General features: G+C 64.9%; 21 protein-coding genes. 4 read left to right on the forward strand and 17 right to left on the reverse strand.

Annotated elements, in window-relative coordinates:
• Nucleotides 1-3 precede the first annotated feature (3 nt).
• Nucleotides 4-1536 (reverse strand): exopolyphosphatase, encoded by a 1533-nt coding sequence (ppx, locus tag ACW4E8_RS33080; RefSeq protein ID WP_456808365.1) that lies wholly within the window; start codon nucleotides 1534-1536, stop codon nucleotides 4-6.
• A gap of 154 nt (nucleotides 1537-1690) precedes the next feature.
• Between ppx and ppk1 the strand changes: the two genes are divergently transcribed.
• The 3 genes from ppk1 (at nucleotide 1691) to ACW4E8_RS33095 (ending at nucleotide 4506) form a co-directional block, all read left to right on the forward strand.
• Nucleotides 1691-3817 carry a polyphosphate kinase 1 gene (gene ppk1, locus ACW4E8_RS33085; RefSeq protein WP_456808366.1) on the forward strand — a complete coding sequence of 709 codons (2127 nt, stop codon included), beginning with the start codon at nucleotides 1691-1693 and terminating at the stop codon, nucleotides 3815-3817.
• A gap of 93 nt (nucleotides 3818-3910) precedes the next feature.
• Nucleotides 3911-4183, forward strand: coding sequence for a type II toxin-antitoxin system Phd/YefM family antitoxin (locus ACW4E8_RS33090; protein ID WP_456808367.1), 273 nt, complete (start codon nucleotides 3911-3913; stop codon nucleotides 4181-4183).
• The gene (locus ACW4E8_RS33095) at nucleotides 4180-4506 is read left to right on the forward strand and encodes a type II toxin-antitoxin system RelE/ParE family toxin (protein WP_456808368.1); all 327 of its coding nucleotides are present in this window, start codon (nucleotides 4180-4182) and stop codon (nucleotides 4504-4506) included. The genes ACW4E8_RS33090 and ACW4E8_RS33095 overlap by 4 nt, the downstream gene beginning before the upstream one ends.
• Nucleotides 4507-4552: 46 nt before the next feature.
• On the opposite strand, the gene phoR is transcribed toward ACW4E8_RS33095, so the two are convergent.
• From phoR to ACW4E8_RS33150, 11 genes are all read right to left on the reverse strand, one after another.
• On the reverse strand, nucleotides 4553-5935 hold the full coding sequence (phoR, locus tag ACW4E8_RS33100) for a phosphate regulon sensor histidine kinase PhoR (protein ID WP_456808369.1): 1383 nt from the start codon (nucleotides 5933-5935) through the stop codon (nucleotides 4553-4555).
• A gap of 136 nt (nucleotides 5936-6071) precedes the next feature.
• Complete coding sequence (gene phoB, locus ACW4E8_RS33105; protein ID WP_018309300.1) at nucleotides 6072-6779, reverse strand: phosphate regulon transcriptional regulator PhoB; 708 nt, start codon at nucleotides 6777-6779, stop codon at nucleotides 6072-6074.
• A gap of 28 nt (nucleotides 6780-6807) precedes the next feature.
• Entirely contained in the window at nucleotides 6808-7512 is a 705-nt protein-coding gene (gene phoU / locus ACW4E8_RS33110) for a phosphate signaling complex protein PhoU (RefSeq protein WP_018309301.1), read from the reverse strand.
• Nucleotides 7513-7567: 55 nt separating this feature from the next.
• Nucleotides 7568-8356 carry a phosphate ABC transporter ATP-binding protein PstB gene (gene pstB, locus ACW4E8_RS33115; RefSeq protein ID WP_456808370.1) on the reverse strand — a complete coding sequence of 263 codons (789 nt, stop codon included), beginning with the start codon at nucleotides 8354-8356 and terminating at the stop codon, nucleotides 7568-7570.
• Between the two features lie 52 nt (nucleotides 8357-8408).
• Nucleotides 8409-9308 carry a phosphate ABC transporter permease PstA gene (gene pstA / locus ACW4E8_RS33120; protein WP_456808371.1) on the reverse strand — a complete coding sequence of 300 codons (900 nt, stop codon included), beginning with the start codon at nucleotides 9306-9308 and terminating at the stop codon, nucleotides 8409-8411.
• On the reverse strand, nucleotides 9305-10273 hold the full coding sequence (gene pstC / locus ACW4E8_RS33125) for a phosphate ABC transporter permease PstC (protein ID WP_026200425.1): 969 nt from the start codon (nucleotides 10271-10273) through the stop codon (nucleotides 9305-9307). The genes pstA and pstC overlap by 4 nt, the downstream gene beginning before the upstream one ends.
• A 118-nt stretch (nucleotides 10274-10391) precedes the next feature.
• On the reverse strand, nucleotides 10392-11423 hold the full coding sequence (gene pstS / locus ACW4E8_RS33130; protein WP_456808372.1) for a phosphate ABC transporter substrate-binding protein PstS: 1032 nt from the start codon (nucleotides 11421-11423) through the stop codon (nucleotides 10392-10394).
• 232 nt (nucleotides 11424-11655) lie between these two features.
• On the reverse strand, nucleotides 11656-12999 hold the full coding sequence (gene glmM / locus ACW4E8_RS33135) for a phosphoglucosamine mutase (protein WP_456808373.1): 1344 nt from the start codon (nucleotides 12997-12999) through the stop codon (nucleotides 11656-11658).
• 58 nt (nucleotides 13000-13057) lie between these two features.
• Complete coding sequence (gene folP / locus ACW4E8_RS33140) at nucleotides 13058-13945, reverse strand: dihydropteroate synthase (RefSeq protein WP_456808374.1); 888 nt, start codon at nucleotides 13943-13945, stop codon at nucleotides 13058-13060.
• Between the two features lie 110 nt (nucleotides 13946-14055).
• Nucleotides 14056-15939 carry an ATP-dependent zinc metalloprotease FtsH gene (gene ftsH / locus ACW4E8_RS33145; RefSeq protein WP_022535821.1) on the reverse strand — a complete coding sequence of 628 codons (1884 nt, stop codon included), beginning with the start codon at nucleotides 15937-15939 and terminating at the stop codon, nucleotides 14056-14058.
• Nucleotides 15940-16092: 153 nt separating this feature from the next.
• A complete protein-coding gene (locus ACW4E8_RS33150; protein WP_010814316.1) occupies nucleotides 16093-16758 on the reverse strand; it encodes an RlmE family RNA methyltransferase in 666 nt (221 codons plus the stop codon).
• 297 nt (nucleotides 16759-17055) lie between these two features.
• On the opposite strand from ACW4E8_RS33150, the gene ACW4E8_RS33155 reads away from it, so the two are divergent.
• Nucleotides 17056-17559 (forward strand): YhbY family RNA-binding protein, encoded by a 504-nt coding sequence (locus ACW4E8_RS33155; protein ID WP_010814317.1) that lies wholly within the window; start codon nucleotides 17056-17058, stop codon nucleotides 17557-17559.
• Nucleotides 17560-17645: 86 nt separating this feature from the next.
• On the opposite strand, the gene ACW4E8_RS33160 is transcribed toward ACW4E8_RS33155, so the two are convergent.
• The 5 genes from ACW4E8_RS33160 to carA all read right to left on the reverse strand — a co-directional run bounded on the left by ACW4E8_RS33160 (nucleotide 17646) and on the right by carA (nucleotide 24114).
• The gene (locus ACW4E8_RS33160; RefSeq protein ID WP_456808375.1) at nucleotides 17646-18149 is read right to left on the reverse strand and encodes a DUF4149 domain-containing protein; all 504 of its coding nucleotides are present in this window, start codon (nucleotides 18147-18149) and stop codon (nucleotides 17646-17648) included.
• Nucleotides 18150-18203: 54 nt separating this feature from the next.
• Nucleotides 18204-18680 carry a transcription elongation factor GreA gene (gene greA, locus ACW4E8_RS33165; RefSeq protein ID WP_340529263.1) on the reverse strand — a complete coding sequence of 159 codons (477 nt, stop codon included), beginning with the start codon at nucleotides 18678-18680 and terminating at the stop codon, nucleotides 18204-18206.
• Between the two features lie 248 nt (nucleotides 18681-18928).
• Complete coding sequence (gene carB / locus ACW4E8_RS33170) at nucleotides 18929-22177, reverse strand: carbamoyl-phosphate synthase large subunit (RefSeq protein ID WP_456808376.1); 3249 nt, start codon at nucleotides 22175-22177, stop codon at nucleotides 18929-18931.
• Nucleotides 22178-22266: 89 nt separating this feature from the next.
• Entirely contained in the window at nucleotides 22267-22941 is a 675-nt protein-coding gene (gene leuE, locus ACW4E8_RS33175; protein ID WP_456808377.1) for a leucine efflux protein LeuE, read from the reverse strand.
• Nucleotides 22942-22977: 36 nt separating this feature from the next.
• Nucleotides 22978-24114 carry a glutamine-hydrolyzing carbamoyl-phosphate synthase small subunit gene (carA, locus tag ACW4E8_RS33180; protein WP_456808378.1) on the reverse strand — a complete coding sequence of 379 codons (1137 nt, stop codon included), beginning with the start codon at nucleotides 24112-24114 and terminating at the stop codon, nucleotides 22978-22980.
• Nucleotides 24115-24414: the final 300 nt, after the last annotated feature.

A 24414-nucleotide genomic window follows, 5' to 3' on the forward strand; every position in this document is an offset into this window, starting at 1 on the left:
CGCTCAGTCGTAGATGACCTTGTAGCGCTTGCCAATCCGCTGCCATTCATCAGCCTCCTGCGCCAGGCTGTATTCGATCAGCGGATTGGCCTCGATCCACGCCTGCGGCAAGCGAACGGTGAAGCCTTCGTCCAGCACTTCGGCCAGCTGGCTCACGCGGATATCGGGCAAGGCCACGTCCGAGCGGCGGCGGCACAGCACAAAGGCCAGGCGCAGGCTGAACAGCATGCGCCAGTCGACGAACCTGCCGCTGCCCGACAGCTTGCCGAGCTTGCCCGCATGGCCCAGCAACAGCGTTGCCAGCCGCGCCTGGTCGGTCTTGGAAAAGCCCGGCATGTCGGCATGGGTGGCGATATAGGCCGAATGCTTGTGGTAGCCGCTGTGCGAGATCGTCATGCCGATCTCATGCAGGCTGGCGGCCCAGCCCAGCAGCGCCAGGTTGTCCTCGCGCCGTTCGTTGGCCGGCTCCGGGAACTGTGACAACAGCGTCTGCGCGGCGCGGCGCACGCGGCTGGACTGGGCCCGGTCCACGCCGTAGCGGCGCATGAACTGGTCCACCGTGACGGTGCGCATGTCCTCATGGTGGCTGCGTCCGAGCAGGTCGTACAGCACGCCCAGCCGCAGCGCGCCGTCGGTGACATCCATGCGCTCGATATCGAGCTCGGCAAACACGCCCAGCATGATCGACAAGCCGCCCGGCAGCACCGGGATGCGGTCTGCCTTGAGGCCGGTCAGCTTGACGCGGTTGGTGTTCTCGGCCTTGATCAGCGCGCGCTTGAGGCGCTCCAGCCCTTCGCGCGTGATACCGTGCTCGGCGGTGCTGTCGTTCATGCCATTGAGTTCGATCAGTTCGGCCAGCGCGCGCGCCGTGCCCGACGAGCCGACCGCCTGCTCCCAGCCCGCGGCACGGTACTGGCGCACCAGCACCTGGATCTCGCGGCGCGCGGCCAGCTCGGCCTGCTTCATCGCGTATTCATCGACGTTGCCGCTGGGGAAGAACTGGCGGCTGTGCGATACGCAGCCGATATACAGGCTCTCCATCAGCTTGGACTGGTAGCCGTTGCCGATGATGAACTCGGTCGAGCCGCCGCCGATATCGACCACCAGGCGGTTGCCCTGGCAGGCCGGGGCGTCGTGCGAGGCCCCGAGGTAGATCAGCCGCGCTTCCTCGCGCCCGGCGATCACTTCGATCGGGAAGCCCAGCGCGCTTTCGGCCTCGATCAGGAACTCGGACGCGTTCTTGGCCACGCGCAGTGTATTGGTGGCGACGGCGCGCACCTGGTTGGGCGCGAACTCGCGCAGCCGGTCGCCGAAGCGCCGCAGCGCATCGATGCCGCGGCGCCGCGCGGGCTGGTCCAGGTATTTGTCGGGAGTCAGGCCGGCGGCCAGGCGGACCGGCTCGCGCAGCGCGTCGACCTGGAAGATCTGGCTGGCCGGGCCGTTGGCGGTGGGGGTCTCGTCCACCCGCCCAATCATCAGGCGGAAGCTGTTCGAACCCATGTCGACGGCAGCCAGCAGGCGTGGGGTGTTGTTCATCGTGTGCTAGGAGGGCTGGTTCGCTTTGGCGTTGCGTGGCGCGGCAGGTGCACTCTGGTGCCTGGGCCTGCCGGCGTTCGCGCCCGGAAAAAATATGTCCTTGTCATGTCTGCATCATGACAAAATCAAACTGTCACAAAAGTGACACGATTTTATGAAAAAGTCGCCACATTACCAAAAGAAGGTCATGCTCATGTCGACGACTCCGTCCAGTACGCTGCTCAACCGCGAACTGGGCATCCTGGAATTCAATGCCCGCGTGCTGGCGCAAGCCGCGGACCCGAAAATCCCGCTGCTGGAGCGGCTGAAATTCATCTGCATCGTATCCAGCAACCTGGACGAGTTCTTTGAAATCCGCATGGCGGGCCTGAAGGAACAGATGCGTGACAACGCTTCGGGACTGACGCCGGACGGCCTGTCATTCCAGCAGACCTACCAGCTTGTCACCGAACGCACGCAACGGCTTGTGGCTTCGCAGTATGACATGCTGCAGAACACCATTTTTCCACTACTTGAAAAAGAGGGTGTCTTTTTCCACCTGACCACCACCTGGACCGACGCCCAGCGCGAATGGGCGCGCGAATTCTTCCAGCGCGAGCTGGGGCCGGTGCTGACCCCGATTGCACTGGATCCCGCCCACCCCTTTCCCCGCGTGCTCAACAAGAGCCTGAACTTCGTGGTGGAATTGTCCGGCAAGGACGCCTTCGGCCGCGATGCCGACCTGGCCATCGTGCAGGCGCCGCGCGCGCTGCCGCGCGTGGTGAAGATGCCGGAGAAGCTGTCGGGCTACCCGTACGGCTTCGTGATGCTGTCTTCCTTCATGCAGGGCTTCGTGCATGAGCTGTTCCCTGCGATTGCGGTGCACGGCTGCTACCAGTTCCGCGTCACGCGCAACTCCGACCTGTTCGTCTCGGAAGACGAGATCACCGACCTGCGCGAGGCGCTGCAGGGCGAGCTGCCCACGCGCCATTTCGGCGACACGGTGCGCCTGGAAATCTCGTCGGACACGCCGGCACCGCTGGCGCGCCGGCTGCTGCTGGAATCGGGCCTCGCCGAGCAGGACCTGTATCGCGTTTCCGGTCCGGTGAACCTGGTGCGGCTGATGCAGATCCCCGACATGGTGGACCGGCCCGCGCTGAAGTTCCCGCCGTATGTGCCCGCCCCAGTCAAGGTCTTCTCCGCCGGCGCGTCGATGTTCGACGTGATGCGCCAGCAGGACGTGCTGCTGCACCACCCGTACGAGAGCTTCAGTTCCGTACTCGACCTGCTGCAGCTGGCCGCGGCCGACCCCAACGTGGTCGCGATCAAGCAGACGGTCTATCGCACCGGCAATGAGTCGCTGGTCATGGAAGCGCTGATGACCGCCGCGCGCAACGGCAAGGAAGTGACGGTGGTGGTGGAGCTGCTGGCGCGCTTTGACGAGGAAACCAACATCAACTGGGCCGAGCGCCTGGAATCCGCGGGCGCACACGTGATCTACGGCGTGGTCGGCCACAAGTGCCACGCCAAGATGCTGCTGATCGTGCGGCGCGAGCCCAGCGGCCCCAAGGCCAAGCAGGTCAAGCTGCGGCGCTACGCCCACCTCGGCACCGGCAACTACCATCCGCGCACCGCCCGCCTCTACACCGACTTCGGCCTGCTGACGGCCAACGAAGAGATCTGCGAAGACGTGCACCACGTGTTCCAGCTGCTGACCGGCACCGCCGGCACCATCCGGCTGAACCACCTGTGGCAGTCACCCTTCACCATGCAGAGCAACCTGGTCGACCATATCCGCGCCGAGGCCCGCAACGCGCGCGCCGGCAAGCCCGCGCGCATCATCGCCAAGATGAACGCGCTGCTGGAAGCGTCGATCATCGACGAACTGTACAAGGCCTCGCGCGCGGGAGTGAAGATCGACCTGATCGTGCGCGGCGTGTGCGCGCTGATGCCGGGCGTGCCGGGCATGTCCGAGAACATCTCGGTGCGCTCGATCATCGGCCGCTTCCTGGAACACCACCGGGTCTACTACTTCCACGCCGGCGGCGAAGAGGTGCTGTACCTGTCCAGCGCCGACTGGATGGACCGCAACCTGTTCCGCCGCGTGGAAGTCGCCTTCCCGGTACTGGACAAGGCGCTGAAGGCACGCGTCATCAAGGAAAGCCTGCAGGTGCACCTGCGCGACAACGCCTCGGCGTGGATCATGCAGCCGGACGGCAACTATGCGCGCAAGCAGACGCGCTCGAAGCGTCCGCATGTGAGCCAGAACGACATGCTGGTGATGTTTGGGGGGATGCCCTGAGCGGCTCTATAGTCTCCTGGCGAGCTTGATTTGCCGAGAAGACCATATTTGGACTATATTTAGTCCTCTTATGCATTGCACAGGAGTCCCGCCGTGAAGCTCTCGACCCAGGTCAAACCCATCAGCTATCTGAAGAGCCACGCAGCGGAGATCGTCAAAGACATCTCCGAGTCTGGCGAGCCCATGCTGATTACCCAGAACGGCGAGGCGAAGCTGGTGGTCATGGATGTTCGTGCATACGAACAGCAGGAAGAAACCCTGGCACTCCTGAAGCTGCTCGCGATGGGCAGCCGTGACATCGAGCAGAGCCGCTTCCGCGATGCCGATGATGTCTTTGCCGACCTGGACAAGGAAGACCGCGCGTGAGGGCCGTGTTCCTGGCAGGAGCCGAAGAAGATCTGAAAGACCTTCGCCGCTACGTCATGAAGCGCTTTGGCATGCCGACCTGGCAGGAAACCCTCCGGGCGATCAGGGACTCGGTTCGCAGCATTCAAACCCTGCCACGAAGCGGGTCCATCCCGGAAGAGCTTGCGGACTTGGGGCTGCAGCAGTACCGCCAGGTTATCTCAGGCATGAACCGCATCATCTACGAACTCAGGGACGAAGTTATCTACATCCACATCGTTTGCGACACGCGCCGCGACATGCGGACACTGCTGTCGCGCAGACTTCTACGCATGCTTCCCTGAGGCATGGCATGCAAAACCCCGCCGCGGCGGGGTTTTCCTTTACGGGTCAGGCGGCGCGCCGCGAGGTGTCCGGCGACTGCGGCGGCGCGGTCGGACCGGCGCCTGGCGCCGGCGTGTCCGCGCCCTCCCCGGCCGAACGCAGGCTGCGCTCAAGCGGAAAGATCACGCGGAACACGCTGCCCCGGCCCTCCTCGCTGGTCACGCGCAGGTCCGCATGGTGGCGTGACAGCACGTGCTTGACAATGGCCAGCCCCAGCCCGGTGCCGCCGGTGTCGCGCGAGCGGCTGCGGTCCACGCGGTAGAAGCGCTCGGTCAGCCGGGGAATATGCTCGGGCGCAATGCCCAGGCCGGTATCGGCCACCGAGAACACGGCATGGCCGTCTTCCCAGGCCAGGCGCATGGTGATGCGCCCGCCATCCGGCGTGTAGCGCACCGCATTCGACACCAGGTTGCCCAGCGCCGACAGCAGTTCGGTGTCCGCGCCGCGCACCCCCACGGTCGGGTCGATATCGGCCGAGACCTGGTGCCGTCCCTGCGACAGCGCCTCGGCGTCGTGGGTCAGGTGCGCCACCATGGCACGCATCGGCACGATGTCATTGCCGGGCGGCTGCGCATCGCTTTCCAGCTTGGCCAGCGCCAGCAGGTCTTCGACGATGCTCTGCATGCGCACCGACTGCGACAGCATCATGTCGATGTAGCGGCGCCGGTCGTCCTCCGATACCGGCAGGTCGCGCACGGTCTCCAGGAAGCCGGTCAGCACCGTCAGCGGCGTCTTCAGTTCGTGCGACACGTTGGCAACGAAGTCGCGCCGCATCGCCTCGGTGTTTTCGAGCTTGGTGATGTCCTGCGTGATCACCAGCTTGCGGTTGTCGCCATAGGGCAGGATCTGCACCGCGATCACGCTGTGCTTGTGTTCGCCCATGTCGCGCATCACCAGCGGGTCATCGAAGCGCTGCCGGGTCAGGTAGTGGACGAACTCGGGGCGGCGGATCAGGTGGGTAATGCGCTGGCGCACGTCGCGCCGCGCGTTCAGGCCGAAATGCTGCTCGGCCACGTCGTTGCACCACTCGATCTGGTCGGCGTCGTCCAGCATCAGCACGCCGTTGGGCGAAGCCTGGATGGCCTGGATAAAGCGCGTGTGCTGCTGCTCGACCTGCAGCACCTGGGTGCGCCAGCGCTTGACCAGCCGGTGCAGCCGGTAATACACCTCGCCCCAAAGTCCGAGTGCACTGGGGATCTCGCCGTAGACCGGCGCATCCAGCACCTTCCACAGGCGGTTGATCTGGTACAGGTAGTAGAACAGCAGCCCGAGCAGCGATACGCATGCCAGCGCCAGCGCCGGCACCGGGCCCACGGCCAGGTAAACACCGGCGGACAGCACCAGCAGGCTGATCAGGATGGCCACGGAACGGGCCCAGATGACATTCATGCGCAGGGTTCAGGCTCGCAGCCAGGGAAGGCTGCAGGGTTGCGACGGAGTGTGCCACGAATTCGCCGCGCCCTGCCAGCAGCGTGGGCCATGCTGGCAGGGCGGCACGTCAAGCCGCCCTGCCATGTCCGGCGCGTCAGGCGCCGGGCGTGCGCGCCAGGCGGTAGCCGCTGCCGCGCACGGTTTCGATCATATTGCTGTAGCCGCCGGGGGTGAGCGCGGCGCGCAGGCGCTTGATATGGACGTCGACGGTGCGTTCCTCGACAAAGACATGGTCGCCCCAGACCTGGTCGAGCAGTTGCGAGCGGCTGTGCACGCGTTCCGGATGCGTCATCAGGAAGTGCAGCAGGCGGAACTCGGTCGGACCCAGGTCCAGCTTGATCGCACCGCTGTCGTCCTGGCCGGTGACGCGGTGCGTGGCCGGGTCCAGGCGCAGGCCGTTGATGGCCACCACGTCGTCGGTCAGCTGCGGCGCACGGCGGCGCAGCACGGCCTTGATCCGCGCCAGCAGTTCCTTGGGCGAGAACGGCTTGGTGACGTAGTCGTCGGCGCCGGCCTCAAGCCCCATCACCTTGTCCTGCTCCTCGCCGCGGGCGGTCAGCATGATGATGGGGATCTGGCGGGTGCGGTCGTTGGCTCGCAACTCCTTGGCGAAGTTTGCGCCCGACTTGCCCGGGAGCATCCAGTCGAGCAGCACCAGGTCGGGCAGCACGTCGCTCATCAGCGACAGCGCCTGCTCGGCGTTGTAGGCCCGGATCGGATAGTGCCCCGCGTGCTGCAGGTTCACGGCGATCAGCTCGGCGATCGCCGGTTCGTCTTCGACAACGAGAATACTGCTTGGCATGTGTATTGTTCTCCGTGGGCGGCTGAGTTCAGCTCAGCGCTTCGCGCTCCATGTCCTCGCGCGAGACATGGCGGACGTCCGTCCCCTTGACAATGTAAATGATAAATTCCGCGATGTTCTTGGCGTGATCGCCGATGCGCTCCACCGCCTTGGCGATAAACAGGAAATCCAGCGCGACCGAGATCGTACGCGGGTCTTCCATCATGTACGTGATCAGCTTGCGCACGAAGCCGCGGAATTCCTCGTCAATGGCCTTGTCGTCCTTGACGATGCGCGCCGCCGCCACGGTGTCCAGGCGCGCGAAGGCATCCAGCGCCTGGCGCAGCAGCGAGATCGCCATCTCGCCCGAGAGCTTGACCTCGGCGTAGTTGATGCTGTGCGCTGACGCGTCTTCCATGATGTGCTTGGTGCGCTTGGCGATCTTCTCGGCTTCGTCGCCGGCGCGCTCCAGGTTGGTGATGGTCTTGGAGATGGCCATCACCAGGCGCAGGTCGCGCGCGGTCGGCTGGCGCCGGGCGATGATGTTGCCGCAGTCGGCATCGATCTCGACTTCCAGCGCGTTGAGCTGGATCTCCCGGGCGATGACCTGGTCGGCGGTCTCGCCGTCGAAGTCGGCCAGCGCGCGCATGGCGAGCTCGATCTGCGACTCGACCAGGCCGCCCATCTGCAGCAGCTTGGTGTTGATCGCGTTGAGGTCGGCGTCGAACTGGGTCGACAGGTGCTTGTCTGGCATGGGATTCTCCTGGCCGCTCTTTGTATGCTACGCCTTGCGGTGACGATCGGCCGAATCAACCGAAGCGGCCGGTAATGTAGTCTTCCGTTTCCTTGCGGTGCGGCTTGATGAAGATCTTCTCGGTCTCGCCGAACTCGATCAGCTCGCCCAGGTACATGTAGGCGGTGTAGTCCGAGCAGCGCGCCGCCTGCTGCATGTTGTGAGTGACGATCACGACCGTGTACTCGTCCTTCAGTTCCGCGATCAGCTCTTCGATGCGGCCGGTGGAGATCGGGTCCAGCGCCGAGCACGGCTCGTCCAGCAGCAACACTTCCGGGCGGATGGCAATGCCGCGTGCGATGCACAGGCGCTGCTGCTGGCCGCCGGACAGGCCGTAGCCGGACTGGTGCAGCTTGTCCTTGGCCTCGTTCCACAGCGCCGCCTTGGTCAGCGCCCATTCCACGCGGTCGTCCATCTCCGAGCGCGACAGCTTCTCGAACAGGCGCACGCCGAAGGCGATGTTGTCGTAGATCGACATCGGGAACGGCGTCGGCTTCTGGAACACCATGCCGACCTTGGCGCGCAGGAGCGCGATGTCCTGGCGGGCGGTCAGCAGGTTGTCGCCGTCCATGTTGATCTCACCCTCGGCGCGCTGTTCGGGATACAGCGCATACATCTTGTTGAAGGTGCGCAGCAGCGTCGACTTGCCGCAGCCCGACGGCCCGATAAAGGCCGTGACCTTGCGTTCCGGGATCGACATGTTGATGTCTTTCAGCGCATGGAACTGGCTGTAGTAGAAGTTCAGGTTGCGCACGTCGATCTTGGCGCGTACCGAATCGGGAATGTCGATGACGGTGGAGGTCATTGCGTTTCTCGCTTGCAGTCTTTGGGGCGGGACGGATTACCGGCCGCGCCGCTTATTTCTTGAACAGGATGCGCGCCAGGATATTCAGGGCCAGCACACCGAGCGTAATCAGGAACACACCCGCCCAGGCCAGTTGCTGCCATTCGGTGAACGGGCTCATGGCAAAGCGGAAGATCGTCACTGGCAGGTTGGCCATCGGCTTGTTCAGGTCGCTGGTCCAGAACTGGTTGGACAGCGCGGTGAACAGCAGCGGCGCGGTCTCGCCGGCGATACGGGCCACCGCCAGCAACACCCCGGTCACAATCCCGGCGTAGGATGACTTCACCGTGATCGACAGCACCATCTTCCACTTGGGCGTGCCGAGTGCGAAGGCAGCCTCGCGCAGCGCGTTGGGCACCAGGTTCAGCATGTTCTCGGTGGTGCGCACCACGATCGGCACCTGCAGCAGCGCCAGCGCGCAGATCCCGGCCCAGCCCGAGAAGTGGCCCATGCGGGTCACCACCAGCGCGTAGACAAAGAGGCCGATCACGATCGACGGCGCCGACAGCAGGATGTCGTTGATAAAGCGGATAAAGCTGGCCAGCGGCGAGCTCTTGCCGTACTCGGCCAGGTAGATGCCGGCCAGGATGCCCAGCGGAGTGCCAAACAGCGTGGCCATGCCGACCATCACGAAGCTGCCGAAGATGGCGTTGGCCAGGCCGCCGCCAGCGGTGTTGGGCGCCGGCGTCATCTGCGTGAACAGGTCCAGCGACAGGCCGCCCACGCCCAGCGTGATGGTGGTCCACAGGATCCACGCCAGCCAGAACAGGCCGAAGCCCATCGCCGCCAGCGAGGCGGTCAGTGCGTACAGGTTGGTGCGCCGGCGGCGCGCCTGCAGCCGGGTGCGGATGGCATCCGCGTCGGGGCGGACCGCCGGGATCGATACGGTAGACACGGCTTGACTCGCGCTCATTTGGTTCCCTCATTCTTTGCCAGTCGCAGCAGCAGCAGCTTGGACAGCGCCAGCACCACAAAGGTAATGAAGAACAGGATCAGGCCCAGTTCCATCAGCGCGGCGGTGTGCAGGCCGGCGCCGGCTTCGGCGAACTCGTTGGCCAGCGCCGAGGTGATGCTGTTGCCCGGCGAGAACAGCGAGGCGCTGTCCAGCAGGTTGGTGTTGCCGATCACGAAGGTGACGGCCATGGTCTCGCCCAGCGCGCGGCCCAGTCCGAGCATCACGCCGCCGATAACACCGGCGCGGGTGTAGGGCAACACCACGTTCCACATCACTTCCCAGGTGGTGCAGCCCACGCCGTAGGCGGATTCCTTGAGCAGCACCGGGGTGACTTCAAACACGTCGCGCATCACCGAAGCGATGTACGGGATGATCATGATCGCCAGGATCACGCCCGCGCACAGCAGGCCGATGCCCAGCGGCGCGCCCTGGAACAGCTTGCCGATCACCGGCAGCTGGCCCACCGTGGCGGCCAGGGGCTTCTGGAAATACTCGCCGAAGATCGGCGCGAACACGAGCAGGCCCCACATGCCGTAGACAATCGACGGCACTGCGGCCAGCAGTTCGATGGCGGTGCCCAGCGGGCGGCGCAGCCAGGCCGGCGACAGCTCGGTCAGGAACAGCGCGATGCCGAAGCTCACCGGCACCGCGATGATCAGCGCGATCAGCGAGGTCACGATGGTGCCGTAGATGGGCACCAGCGCGCCATAGACATCGGCGGGAGGATCCCACTCCGCGGTCCACAGGAAGCGCGCGCCGAAAGTCTGGATCGACGGCCAGGCACTGATTGCGAGCGAGACGATGATGCCGCCCAGCAGCAGCAGCGTCACGATCGCGGCGCCCCGCGTCAGGCCGCCGAACAGGATGTCGCCCATGCGGCTCGGGGGCTGGACGTTGCGGATCTCGGAGGGGGTAGTCGCCATGTCGGGAATTCAGGGTGGATCGCCGCTCCCGCCTGGGCGGGAGCCCGGTGTCCGGACCAGTTTCGGGCAGCCCGGCCACCGGCCCCGCACTCACGCGGGGCCGGCGATGCCGTCAGGATCAGTACAGCGCCTTGCCCGAGGCGTCCTTGACGCTGGTCTTCCAGGTCGAACGGATCTGGTTCACAACGTTTTCCGGCAGCGGCACGTAGTCCAGGTCGGCGGCCATGTTGGCGCCGCTCTTGTAGGCCCAGTCGAAGAACTTCAGCACTTCGGCACCCTGCGCGGCCTTTTCCTGGTTCTTGTGGACCAGGATGAAGGTGGCGCCGGCGATCGGCCAGGCTTCCTTGCCCGCCTGGTTGGTCAGGATCTGGTAGTAGGTCTTGCTCCAGTCCGCACCGGCGGCGGCGGCCTTGAAGGCGTCGTCACCCGGCTTGACCACGGCACCCGACGCGTTCTTCATGTTCAGGTGGGTCATCTTGTTCTGCTTGGCATAGGCGTACTCGACATAGCCGATCGCGCCGTTCAGGCGCTGCACGAAGGCGGCCACGCCCTCGTTGCCCTTGCCGCCGGTGCCGCCGCCCGGCCAGTTGACCGTGGTGCCTTCGCCCACCGCGCTCTTCCAGTCCGGGCTGACCTTGGACAGGTAGTTGGTGAAGATGAAGGTCGTGCCCGAACCGTCGGCGCGGCGCACCGGCAGGATGTCCTGGCTCGGCAGCTTGGCCTGCGGATTCAGCGCCTTGATCGCGGGGTCATCCCACTTCTTGATCTTGCCCAGGTAGATGTTGGCCAGCACTTCGCCCGTGATGGTCAGTTCGCCCGGCTTCACGCCCTGCAGGTTGATCACCGGCACCACGCCGCCGATCACGGTCGGGAACTGGACCAGGCCCTGCTTGGCCAGGTCCTCGTCCTTCAGCGGCGCGTCCGAAGCACCGAAATCGACCGTCTTGGCGCCGATCTGCTTGATCCCGCCCGACGAGCCGATGGATTGATAGTTGACCTTGTTACCCGTTGCTTTTTGGTATGCGTCGGCCCACTTGGAATACACGGGCGCCGGGAAAGAAGCGCCTGCACCGGTAATTTCCGCCGCGAACGCAGTACCCGCCACCACCATCGAAACGATGCCTGCCACGGCAGTCTTGACCAGCTTCATATGTCCTCCAGAGAACATTGGTTGGGAATGACAAATTTTTGACAAGACGAACTCTATGCTCCCTATATGACAATTCCGTGACATCTTTAAATCTTCTTGGAACCGGCCTCCAGCAAGGGATCGCCGCTGCCATCCGGCTGTCATGCCGGCGCAATATGACGGCGGTTAATTGCGTTATCGTGTAAAAAAAACGCCGGGACTAACCCGGCGTTCCTGGTCAGGGTGCGGCGTATCAGGCGCCCAAAGCATCCGCCAGCCGCCTGGCCGCGCGCTCGGCCATTTCGGCCTGCTCGGCCTCGACCATCACGCGCACTACAGGTTCGGTGCCGGAGGCACGGATCAGCACCCGGCCGCGGCCCTCCAGCTCAGGCTCGACCGCCGCGCGCGCGGCCTGCAGGCCGGCATGCGACTGCCAGTCGAAGCCCTTCTGCACGCGCACATTGATCAGCGTCTGCGGGAACAGCCTTACGCCCTCGAGCAACTGCGCCAACGTCTTGCCGCTGCGGCGCAGCGCGGCCAGCACCTGCAGCGCCGACACGATCCCGTCGCCGGTGCTGTGGCGGTCCAGGCACAGCAGGTGGCCGGAGCCCTCGCCGCCCAGGGTCCAGCTGCGCTTGTTCAACTCTTCCAGCACATAGCGGTCGCCCACCTTGGCGCGCACGAATTCCACGCCCTGGCGCTTGAGCGCCAGCTCCACCGCCATATTGGTCATCAGCGTGCCCACGGCACCCGGCACCACCTGGCCGGCGGCCTGGCGGTCGCGCACGATCAGATACAGCAGTTCGTCGCCGTTGTAGAGACGGCCGTCGGCATCCACTACCTGCAAGCGGTCGGCGTCGCCGTCAAAGGCCAGGCCCAGGTCGGCGCCATGGGCCTTGACTGCCTCAATCAGCTTGCCCGGCGCGGTGGCGCCGTAGCCGTCGTTGATATTGCGGCCGTCCGGCTGGTTGCCGATCGAAACCACGTCGGCGCCCAGCTCATGGAACACGTGCGGCGCGATGTGGTAGGCCGCGCCATGGGCGCAGTCGACCACCAGCTTCAGGCCGTACAGGTCCTGCTCGTGCGGAAAGGTGCTCTTGCAGAACTCGATATAGCGGCCGGGGGCGTCGTTGATGCGGCGTGCGCGGCCCAGGTCATCGGATGGCGCGCACACCATCGGCTCTTCAATGGCAGCCTCGATCTCCGCCTCGACCTCATCGGGCAGCTTGTCGCCGTCGGCCGAAAAGAACTTGATGCCGTTGTCGTAGTAGGGATTGTGGCTGGCCGAGATCACCACGCCGGCGGACAGCCGCAGCGCCCGCGTCAGGTAGGCGATGCCCGGCGTCGGCAGCGGGCCGGTCAGCAGCACGTGCACGCCGGCCGAGGTAAAGCCGGCTTCCAGCGCCGCTTCCAGCATATAGCCGGAAATGCGCGTGTCCTTGCCGATCAGCACGGTCGGCTTGCCTTGCCCGGTCTTGGCGCCGTGGGCCAGCACCTTGCCGGCCGCATGGCCCAGGCGCATCACGAAGTCCGGCGTGATCGGCGCCTCGCCGACCCTGCCCCGCACGCCATCTGTCCCGAAATACTTGCGTGTCATGCGCTGATTCCCTTTCTGTACTCTGATCGTTGTTCTGTCTGCAGTGGCCGCGGCTGGTTCAGGCCGCGCCAACGGACTCGTTGCGCACCGCCCACCAGGTCTTCACGGCATCCACCGTCTGTTCCACATCATGCACGCGCACGATAAATGCTCCGCGCTCCAGCGCACACACCGCGGCGGCAATGCTGGCCGCAACACGCTGCTGCGGCGGCCGGCCACCGAGGACCGCGCCCAGCGTGGACTTGCGCGAAATGCCCGCCAGCACCGGCAGGCCCTCCAGCGCCAGCCGCGGCAGTTGGCCGAGCAGGCGCAGATTATGATCGGGTGTCTTGCCGAAGCCAAACCCCGGATCGAGGGATATGCGCGCATCGTCGATACCGGCAGCGCGCAGCACGGCAATGCGCTCGGCAAGGAACCCGGCCACCTCGGCGACCACGTCATCGTAGTGCGGGTCTTCCTGCATGGTCTGCGGATCGCGCTGCATATGCATCACGCACAGGCCCGCCTGCCCTGCCGCCACGGCCTCGACCGCGCCCGGCATGCGGAAACCCCAGATATCGTTGATGAGATCGGCTCCGGCCGCAAGTGCGGCGCGCATGACCTCGGGCTTGTAGGTATCGACCGACAGCGGCTTGCCGCAGTCGCGCAGCGCTTCCACCACCGGGATCACGCGCGCCAGTTCGTCTTCCAGCGGCAGCGCCGCCGAACCGGGCCGGCTGGATTCCCCGCCGATGTCGATGATGTCCACGCCCTCGGTGATCATCTGCCCGGCATGGCGCAGCGCCGCGTCCCGGCTGGCGTGCTGGCCGCCATCGGAGAAGGAATCGGGCGTGACGTTGAGGATGCCCATCACCAGCGGGCGCTGGTCCAGGGCAAAGCGAAAACGGCCGCACTGGAAATACCGGGTCTGAGAAGTCTGCTGCAAGGTAGGAATGCTTGAATCCATCCGGACGCGACGGATGCCGCGCAAAAGGAAAAGCCGGTGCACCAGGCACCGGCTTCAGGGACAGGCACTACACAGCCATCACTACGGCGTCGTCAGTGGACGAGCCAGGATCAGGCCGTGGCGGGCGCGTTGGTCGGCGCCACCGGCGAGCCGCCCGGAGGCGTGCTGCCGCCGCCGTTCTGGCCCGACGCACTGCGCGGCGGACGCGGCGGCTTGCCGGCCATGATGTCGTTGACCTGGTCGGCATCAATGGTTTCCCATTCCATCAGCGCGTTGGTCATGGCTTCGACCTTATCGCGGTTCTCTTCGAGCAGGCGCTTGGCCAACGCATATTGCTCGTCGATGATGCGGCGGATCTCGGCGTCGACCTTCTGCTGCGTGGCTTCCGACACGGTCTTCGACGACAGCTTGCCGAACATGCCATCCTGCTCGGTATCCACGTAGACCATGGCGCCGAGCGAATCGCTCATGCCGAAGCGGGTCACCATATCGCGGGCGATCTTGGTGGCGCGCTCGAAGTCGTTGGAAGCGCCGGTGCTCATGGCGTTGAGGAAGACCTCTTCCGCCGCGCGGCCGCCGAAGAGAATGGCGACCTCTTCCAGCATGCTGTCCTTGTACTTCGAATACTTGTCATGCTCCGGCAGCTGCCAGGTCACGCCCAGCGCCCAGCCGCGCGGCATGATGGTGACCTTGTGCACCGGGTCGGCCTTGGGCAGCAGCTTGGCCACCACCGCATGGCCGGACTCGTGGTAAGCCGTGGCCCGGCGCTCTTCTTCGCGCATGACCGTCGACTTGCGCTCCGGACCCATGTAGATCTTGTCCTTGGCATCCTCGAAGTCCTGCATGTCGACCACGCGCTTGCTCCGGCGGGCGGCAAACAGTGCAGCTTCGTTGACCAGGTTGGCCAGGTCCGCGCCCGAGAAGCCCGGGGTGCCGCGCGCGATGATCGAGGCGTCGACATCGTTGCCGATCGGCACCTTGCGCATATGGACCTTCAGGATCTGCTCGCGGCCGCGGATGTCCGGCAGGCCCACGTAGACCTGGCGGTCGAAACGGCCCGGACGCAGCAGCGCCTTGTCCAGCACGTCGGCACGGTTGGTCGCGGCAATCACAATCACGCCCGAGTTGGCCTCGAAGCCATCCATCTCGACCAGCATCTGGTTCAGGGTCTGCTCGCGCTCGTCGTTGCCGCCGCCCATGCCGGCGCCACGATGGCGGCCGACCGCGTCGATTTCATCGATGAACACGATGCAAGGGGCCTGCTTCTTGGCGTTCTCGAACATGTCGCGCACGCGGGCCGCGCCCACGCCGACGAACATTTCCACGAAGTCAGAACCCGAGATGCTGAAAAACGGCACCTTGGCTTCGCCGGCGATGGCACGCGCCAGCAGCGTCTTGCCGGTACCCGGAGGGCCAACCAGCAGCACGCCGCGCGGGATGCGGCCGCCCAGCTTCTGGAATTTCTGCGGGTCTTTCAGGAAGTCGACCAGCTCGACCACTTCTTCCTTGGACTCGTCGCAGCCGGCCACGTCCTGGAACGTGACGGCGTTCTGGTTCTCGTCGATCAGGCGCGCACGCGACTTGCCGAATGAGAAAGCGCCGCCTTTGCCGCCACCCTGCATCTGACGCATCATGTAGAACCAGAACACAATGATCAGCAGGGTCGGCCCGAGGTAATACAGGGCCTGGACCAGCACGTTGGGTTCGTCGTCCGCCTTGCCGGTCACCTGGACGCCGTACTTCATCAGGTCGCCGACCATCCAGATGTCGCCCGGCGAGATGATGGTGTACTTGGCGCCTTCCTTGGGCGAGACCACCAGGTTGCGGCCCTGCACGTCGACACGCGACACCTTGCCGTTCTTGGCGTCATCCATGAACTGCGAATAGGTGACGCTGTCCTGCGCACGGGGCTTGTCGAACTGCTTGAAGACGGTAAACAGCACCAGCGCGATCACGAGCCAGATTGCCGCCTTTTGAAACAGGTTGTTATTCAAGGCCGAACTCCTTTGCAATTGCCTTGCCAACGGATAGCTGCATTGTAATGCAGCGCCCGCCCTCGGGGGGAAACAGAGAAACTATGATGCCGATAGCACCGGGTGGGGCACTTTCCACGCTTCTTTTTTCGCCCTGGCTTGTATCGAGACCGGTCAATCCACTGCCTTGAGGTAGCGCCCAAGGATGAAGGTTTCGGAAGACTTGTCGCGAGACGCCTTGGGCTTGCGTTTCGCAACCACTTTGAAATGCCGCTTGAACTTTTCCACAATCTGGCTGTAGCCGCTCCCGTGGAAGCACTTTACCAGCAATGCCCCCTCAGGCTTGAGGTGGGCCTGCGCAAATTCCAGCGCCAGGTCGCACAGGTACTCGATCCGTGCTGCATCGGCGAAGGCTACACCGGACAAATTGGGGGCCATATCGGACAAAACAAGGTCAATCTTGTTACCGCCGGAGGCGTCCAGCACCACACTTTCCAGTTCGCGGAAGACCGATTCCTCGCGGAAGTCACCCTGGATGAAAGTGACGTCGGCGACGGGTTCCATCGGCAGCAGGTCGATCGCGACCACGGCGCCATCGATCCTGCCGTCCTTGGCGCGGGGCGAGTCCGCCAGCTTGTTGCGGGCGTACTGGCTCCAGCTGCCCGGCGCCGCGCCCAGGTCGACGATCACCTGCCCTGGGCGGATCAGCTTGTCCTGCTCGTCGATCTCCTTGAGCTTGTAGGCCGCGCGGGCGCGATAGCCCTCGCGCTGGGCCATTTTCACGTACGGATCGTTGATGTGGTCGTGCAGCCACGAATGATTGAACTTGTTTTTTGCCATGCCAGTTACCAGCCTGTTCCCTGCCCCCGCCCGCCGGTCAATGCCGCCCGCGAAGGTTTTCCTACTGTTTTGATGATTTTGCTGCCCGACAGTGCCGGATTGACGGATAATACGCGCCAATCCGCATCCCGACCGCCGGCTCGCCTTATCAGCTGCCGGCTTGCCGCCTCCGGGCGGCCGTCGGCAGCCTGTCCTTGCCCGACCCGCCGTGTCACGACCGGCGCGGGCTGCAGCGCCCGATTTCCAGCGCCCAGCGCTCTATCACTATTTCAAGCGCCTAATAATCAGCGCCAACCTATGCCCGCTCTACAACTAGTCCCTGCCCAGCGCTCTGACCTGCGCTCCCGTGCCCATGCCCTGAACCCGGTCGTGATGGTCGGCGCCGAAGGCCTGACCCGTGCCGTACTGGCCGAGATCGACCGCAGCCTGGCCGCCCACGACCTGATCAAGATCCGCGTGTTCGGCGACGATCGCGACGCGCGCATCGCCATCTACGAGGAAATCTGCGACCAGCTCAGCGCCGCGCCGATCCAGCATATCGGCAAGCTGCTGGTGGTCTGGCGTCCGGGCGAAGCGCGCCTGAAGGAAAACCAGGCCGAAGACCTGGGCCGCCACACCCCCGCCCGCCGTGGCGGCGCGGCCCCGCGCACGGTGACGGTCAAGAAGCCCAGCGCTGCGCCGAACCGCCGTCCGACCCGCAAGGAAGTCACGGTGCTTGGCAACGAGCGCGTCACCGCCGGCGGCAATGTGAAGCGTTCGCGCGCACGCCCGACCAGCCAGAAGAAGAAGGCGCTGGGCTAAGCACTGTCAGCTGAAGCATGACGGGGTCGCCGCCAGGCGCCCCCGATGCCGGCACGCCACGCCTGTGGCCGTGCCGGCGGCCGGTCTCACTCCCCGGCCGAACGTGGCGCCGAAGCGCGCCACACCAGCACCAGCGCCAGCAGGCTTTGCAGCAGGTAGAAGGCGCTCGACACGCCGTGCAGCATGCCGAACTGCGCCTTGTAAGGCGATTCCGAAACGCCGACGCCCAGCGCCAGCGCCTTTTCCTTCATGCCCGCCATGAACGGCTGGGTGCCGAAGTAGCCCGCCAGCACGCAGCACAGCATGCCCAGCACCAGCCAGCGCAGGCCGCGATAGCGGTGGGCGCCGCGCCGGATCATCACGTTGCACAGCACCAGCTGCAGCACGCCGATGGTGACCCCGACGATAGCTTCAGTATGGAACAGGTGCCCGGCGATCATGCCCGCCATCTCGCGGCTGGGCAGCACCGAAAACAACGTCGGCGCCACCATGTAGCCGACGGTCCAGAGGCTGCCCGCCCACACCACCGTCAGCAGCAGGAAGATGCGGTGCGGCAGCGGCGGCAGATTGTTATAGGAATTGGAGAACACGTGCCGGTCTTTCCGGGGGCCGGGCCAGGTGCAAGCCTGCCGGCCGGGCCGGCGTCAGATATAGCGTACGGTAATGACTTCGTACTCGCGCTCGCCGCCAGGGGCCAGCACGATTGCGACGTCGCCTTCGAACTTGCCGATCAGCGCGCGCGCGATCGGCGAGCTGACCGAGATCTTGCCGACGTCGATGTCGGCCTCGTCATCGCCCACGATCTGGTAGCTGACGGGACTGCCGGACTCCAGGTCTTCCAGGTCCACGGTCGCGCCAAAGACGATGCGGCCGTCGGTATCCAGCTGGGTCGGGTCGATGATCTGCGCGGCCGACAGCTTGGCCTCCACTTCCAGGATGCGGCCTTCGATAAAGCCCTGTTTTTCCTTGGCGGCGTCGTATTCGGCGTTTTCAGACAGGTCGCCCTGTGCGCGGGCTTCCGAGATCGCATTGATCACCGCCGGACGCTCGACAGCCTTCAGGCGCTGCAGCTCCTCCTTCAGGAGCTCTGCGCCACGCTTGGTAATCGGAATGGTGCTCATGTCTTCGTTCAACAAAAAAATGAGCCGCAGCGGAGCTGGAGCCATCCCTGGCAAATGCTGCCAGGGCACTTCCGCTCAACCGCGGCTTTCAGACAGGACCGAATGCGGGCACGCCGCATCGATCGACGAATTTGACGTAGTTTAGGCCAGGAAGCCCGCCGGCAGCAACTCCGGCGGGCTTCCTGGCCTTGACCGGGCGCAACGCGCCCGGTCAGTGGCGATGTGCCGCTTGCCTTACGTACGGGGCTTCAGGCCAGCGAGGCGTGCAGGCTCTGCAGGTCGTAGACCTCCAGGCTCTGCATGTGCTTCAGGCCCTCCACCGCGGCGCGGGCGCCGGCGATGGTGGTGTAGTAAGGAATGCGGTGGGCCAGCGCCGAGGTACGGATCGAGCGCGAATCGGCAATCGCGGTGCGGGTTTCGTCCACGGTGGTGAACACCAGCGCCAGTTCGCCGTTCTTGATCATGTCCACGATATGCGGACGGCCGTCCTTGACCTTGTTGACCGTCTTGACCGGGATACCGGCGGCCTCGATGGCCGAGGCGGTGCCGCGGGTGGCAACGATCGGGTAGCCCATGTCGTGCAGCATGCGGGCCACGCCAACGGCGCGCGGCTTGTCGCTGTCCTTCACGGTGATCAGCACGGTGCCCTTTTCCGGCAGGCGCGAGCCCGCGGCCAGCTGGCTCTTGAACAGCGCCTCGCCGAAGGTCTTGCCCACGCCCATCACTTCGCCGGTCGAGCGCATTTCAGGTCCGAGGACCGGATCGACGCCGGGGAACTTGTTGAACGGGAACACCGCTTCCTTGACGCTGAAGTACGGCGGGATGACCTCTTCGCCGATGCCCTGCTCGTCCAGCGACTGGCCAGCCATGCAGCGCGCGGCGATCTTGGCCAGCTGCAAGCCGGTGGCCTTGGACACGTACGGCACGGTACGCGAGGCGCGCGGGTTCACTTCCAGCACGTAGACGGTGTCGACGCCGTTGTTCTGCTGGATCGCGAACTGCACGTTCATCAGGCCGACCACGTTCAGCGCGCGGGCCATCGCGGCAGTCTGGCGCTTCAGTTCGGCCACGGTCTCGGCCGACAGCGAGTACGGCGGCAACGAGCAGGCGGAGTCGCCCGAGTGCACGCCAGCCTGCTCGATGTGCTCCATCACGCCGCCGATGAACACGCGCTTGCCGTCGCACAGGGCGTCGACGTCGCACTCGATGGCGTCGTTCAGGAAGCGGTCCAGCAGCACCGGGGAGTCGTTCGAGACCTTGACGGCCTCGCGCATATAGCGCTCGAGGTCGCGCGGCTCATGCACGATTTCCATGGCGCGGCCGCCCAGCACGTACGACGGGCGCACCACCAGCGGGTAGCCGATCTCTTCGGCCAGGCGCAGCGCTTCGTCCTCGGCACGCGCGGTGCGGTTGGGCGGCTGGCGCAGGCCCAGCTCCTGCAGCAGCTTCTGGAAGCGCTCGCGGTCTTCGGCCGCGTCGATCATGTCGGGGCTGGTGCCGATGATGGGCACGCCGTTGGCTTCCAGGTCCAGCGCCAGCTTCAGCGGGGTCTGGCCGCCGTACTGCACGATCACGCCGACCGGCTTCTCGATCGCGACGATCTCCAGCACGTCTTCCAGCGTCAGCGGCTCGAAGTACAGGCGGTCCGAGGTGTCATAGTCGGTCGACACGGTTTCCGGGTTGCAGTTGACCATGATGGTCTCGTACCCGTCTTCGCGCAGTGCCAGCGCGGCGTGCACGCAGCAGTAGTCGAACTCGATGCCCTGGCCGATCCGGTTCGGGCCGCCGCCCAGGACCATGATCTTCTTCTTGTCGGTCGGCTGCGCCTCGCACTCGCCATGCTCGGCCTCGTAGGTCGAGTACATGTAGGCGGTGTTGGTGGCGAACTCGGCCGCGCAGGTGTCCACGCGCTTGTAGACCGGGCGCACGTTCTGGGCGATGCGCGCTTCGCGCACGGCCTTGGCGTCGGTCTTCAGCAGCCTGGCCAGGCGGCGGTCGGAGAAGCCCTTCTGCTTCAGGAAGCGCAGCTCGGCGGTCGACAGGCTGTCCAGCGTGCGCGACTTGACCAGCCCTTCGGTCTTGACGATGTCTTCGATCTGGGCCAGGAACCAGGGGTCGATGTCGGTCTCGGCATAGACCTCTTCCAGCGACATGCCCAGGCGGAACGCGTCGCCGACGTACCAGATGCGGTCGGGGCCGGCTTCGCCGATTTCCTCGACGACCTCATCACGGTCCGACGACTTTTCGTCCAGGCCGTCCACGCCCACTTCCAGGCCGCGCAGGGCCTTCTGGAACGATTCCTGGAAGGTGCGGCCCATGGCCATCACCTCGCCCACCGACTTCATCTGGGTGGTCAGGTGGCTGTCGGCCTGCGGGAATTTCTCAAACGCGAAGCGCGGCACCTTGGTGACCACGTAGTCGATCGATGGCTCGAACGAAGCCGGGGTCGCGCCGCCGGTGATCTCGTTCTTCAGCTCGTCCAGCGTGTAGCCCACGGCCAGCTTGGCCGCGACCTTGGCGATCGGGAAGCCGGTGGCCTTGGAGGCCAGCGCCGACGAACGCGACACGCGCGGGTTCATCTCGATGACGATCATGCGACCGTCCTTCGGGTTGATCGAGAACTGCACGTTGGAGCCGCCGGTGTCGACGCCGATCTCGCGCAGCACGGCCAGCGAGGCGTTGCGCAGGATCTGGTATTCCTTGTCGGTCAGGGTCTGGGCCGGGGCCACGGTGATCGAGTCGCCGGTGTGAATGCCCATCGGGTCCAGGTTCTCGATCGAGCAGATGATGATGCAGTTGTCCTTCTTGTCGCGGACCACTTCCATCTCATACTCTTTCCAGCCCAGCAGCGATTCTTCGATCAGCAGCTCGCGCGTCGGCGACAGGTCCAGGCCGCGCTTGCAGATCTCTTCGAACTCTTCGCGGTTGTAGGCGATGCCGCCGCCGCTGCCGCCCAGCGTGAACGACGGGCGGATCACGATTGGGTAGCCGCCGGAGCCGGTTTCCTGGGCAATGCGCGACTGCACGGCCATGGCTTCGTCCATCGAGTGGGCGATGCCCGACTTGGCCGAACCCAGACCGATCTTGGTCATGGCGTCCTTGAACTTCTGGCGGTCCTCGGCCTTGTCGATGGCTTCGGGCGACGCGCCGATCAGTTCCACCTTGTACTTGTCCAGCACGCCGTGGCGATGCAGGTCCAGTGCGCAGTTCAGCGCGGTCTGGCCGCCCATGGTCGGCAGGATCGCATCAGGGCGTTCCTTCTCGATGATGCGCTCGACCACTTCCCAGGTGATCGGCTCGATGTAGGTCACATCGGCCGTATTGGGATCGGTCATGATGGTCGCCGGGTTCGAGTTGACCAGGATGACCTTGAAGCCTTCCTCGCGCAGCGCCTTGCAGGCCTGGGCGCCGGAGTAATCGAACTCGCACGCCTGGCCGATGATGATGGGGCCCGCGCCGATGATCAGGATGCTCTTGATGTCTGTGCGTTTTGGCATTGCACGCTCTCTTTATGGGCCGGCCCGCCTTGCCTGCGGACCGCGCCGGTAATCAGGGAATCCGTCAGGATTCAAAAATATCGTCTTGCTCAGTTCATCGTGGCTGTCGCCAGCTTGGCGCCGAAGCCGATGAACATCGCGCCTACCCCGCTGGCCATGCCGGCCGACAGCCTGCGGCGGCGCCGGAACGCTTCGGCCAGCTTCGCACCCACGAAGATGATCGTGGTCAGGTAGGCAAAACTGAAGAACTGGCAGACCACACCCAGCGCGGCGAACGACAGTACCGGGTAAGCAAAGGCCGGGTCGACGAACTGGATGAAGAACGAGATGAAGAACAGGATCGCCTTCGGGTTCAGCAGGCTGATCAGCAGCGCCTTGTGGAACGGGTCGGACTGGTCCGGCATGGGCGCGCTCGCCGTGGCCGCCGCAGCTTCGCCGCGCGCCGCCCAGTTGCGCAGCGCGCCGCGCAGCATGTTGAAACCAATCCACGCCAGGTAGGCCGCGCCGATGTACTTCACCACGTAGAACAGCGCCGGGCTGGCCTTGAGCAGCGAGGCCACGCCCGCCGCCGACAGCACCATCAGCACGAAGTCGCCCAGGAACACCCCGCACGCGCCCTTGTAGCCGGCGCGCACGCCGCGCTGCGCCGCCACCGACAGCACGTACATCGAGTTCGGCCCCGGCAGCAGCACGATAAAGATCGTGCCCAGCACATAGGTCCAGAAATCGGTGATGCCGAAAGCGGTATGCATGAAGGCGTTCATGGGATGTCCCTGTGTCTGCACTGTTCCCGGCTGCGCTTACTTGCGCGCGTCGGTCATCAGCTGGATAAAGCGGTCGAACAAGTAAGCCACGTCGTTCGGGCCGGGCGAGGCTTCCGGGTGACCCTGGAAGCAGAAGGCCGGCTTGTCGGTCAGCGCGAAACCCTGCAGCGAACCGTCGAACAGCGACTTGTGCGTGACGCGCACGTTCGACGGCAGCGTGTCCGCGTCCACCGCGAAGCCATGGTTCTGCGACGTGATCACCACGCGGCCATCGTCCAGGTCCTTGACCGGGTGGTTGGCGCCGTGGTGGCCGAACTTCATCTTCAGGGTCTTGGCGCCGACGGCCAGGGCCATGATCTGGTGGCCCAGGCAGATGCCGAAGGTCGGGATGCCGCGCTCGATGAACTCGCGCGTGGCGGCGATGGCGTAGTCGCACGGCTCGGGGTCGCCGGGGCCGTTGGACAGGAACACGCCGTCCGGATTCAGCGCCAGCGCGTCGGCGGCGCTTGCCTGGGCAGGCAGCACCGTCACCTTGCAGCCGCGCTCGGCCAGCATGCGCAGGATGTTGTACTTGACGCCGTAGTCAAAGGCGACCACGTGGAACTGCGGCTTGTCCTGCTTGCCGTAGCCTTCGCCCAGCTTCCATTCGGTCTGGGTCCACTCATACGGTTCCTTGACCGAGACCACCTTGGCCAGGTCCATGCCGGCCAGGCCGGGGAACGAGCGGGCCAGGTCGATGGCCTTCTGGACATTGTCTTCGCCGGCCAGGATGCAGCCGTTCTGGGCACCCTTTTCGCGCAGGATACGCGTCAGCTTGCGCGTATCGATGCCGGCGATGGCCACCACCTTTTCCTGCTTCAGGTAGTGGGCAAGGGTGTGCTCCTTGCGGAAGTTCGAGGCCAGGATCGGCAGATCCTTGATGATCAGGCCGGCGGCATGGACTTTCGTGGCTTCGACATCCTCGGGATTGACCCCGTAGTTACCAATATGCGGATACGTCAGCGTGACGATCTGCCGGGAGTAACTCGGGTCGGTGAGGATTTCCTGGTAACCGGTGATGGCAGTGTTGAACACCACTTCACCGATGGTATGGCCGGAAGCGCCAATGGAATAGCCACGAAAGACCGTGCCGTCTGCTAGCGCGAGAATGGCGGACGGAAAAGACGGTAACACGGGTAGGCTCCTGCTGGACTCACCCCGTGACCGACCAATCGACGCCTCGTGCCTCCCAGGCTGGATCCGTGACGGCGGCAGCGGCATTGCGCCGATGCGGTCGGATCCGGTTTGCGACATGCACCTTGCATCACATTGAATGCGGACAGCAAAGGCGGCGCGGCTGGGGGCGGCGGAAGGTGGAAAGCGGTAGGCGCTAGGGTGAAGGGTTCTGAAAGCGAAACTTTCGAATTATATCCCGCGCCACCCAATTTCTCAAGTTTTCAAGGACTTGCACGCGGCAGGCGGCGGCGTCACCAC

Source organism: Cupriavidus sp. CP313, from assembly GCF_054072015.1.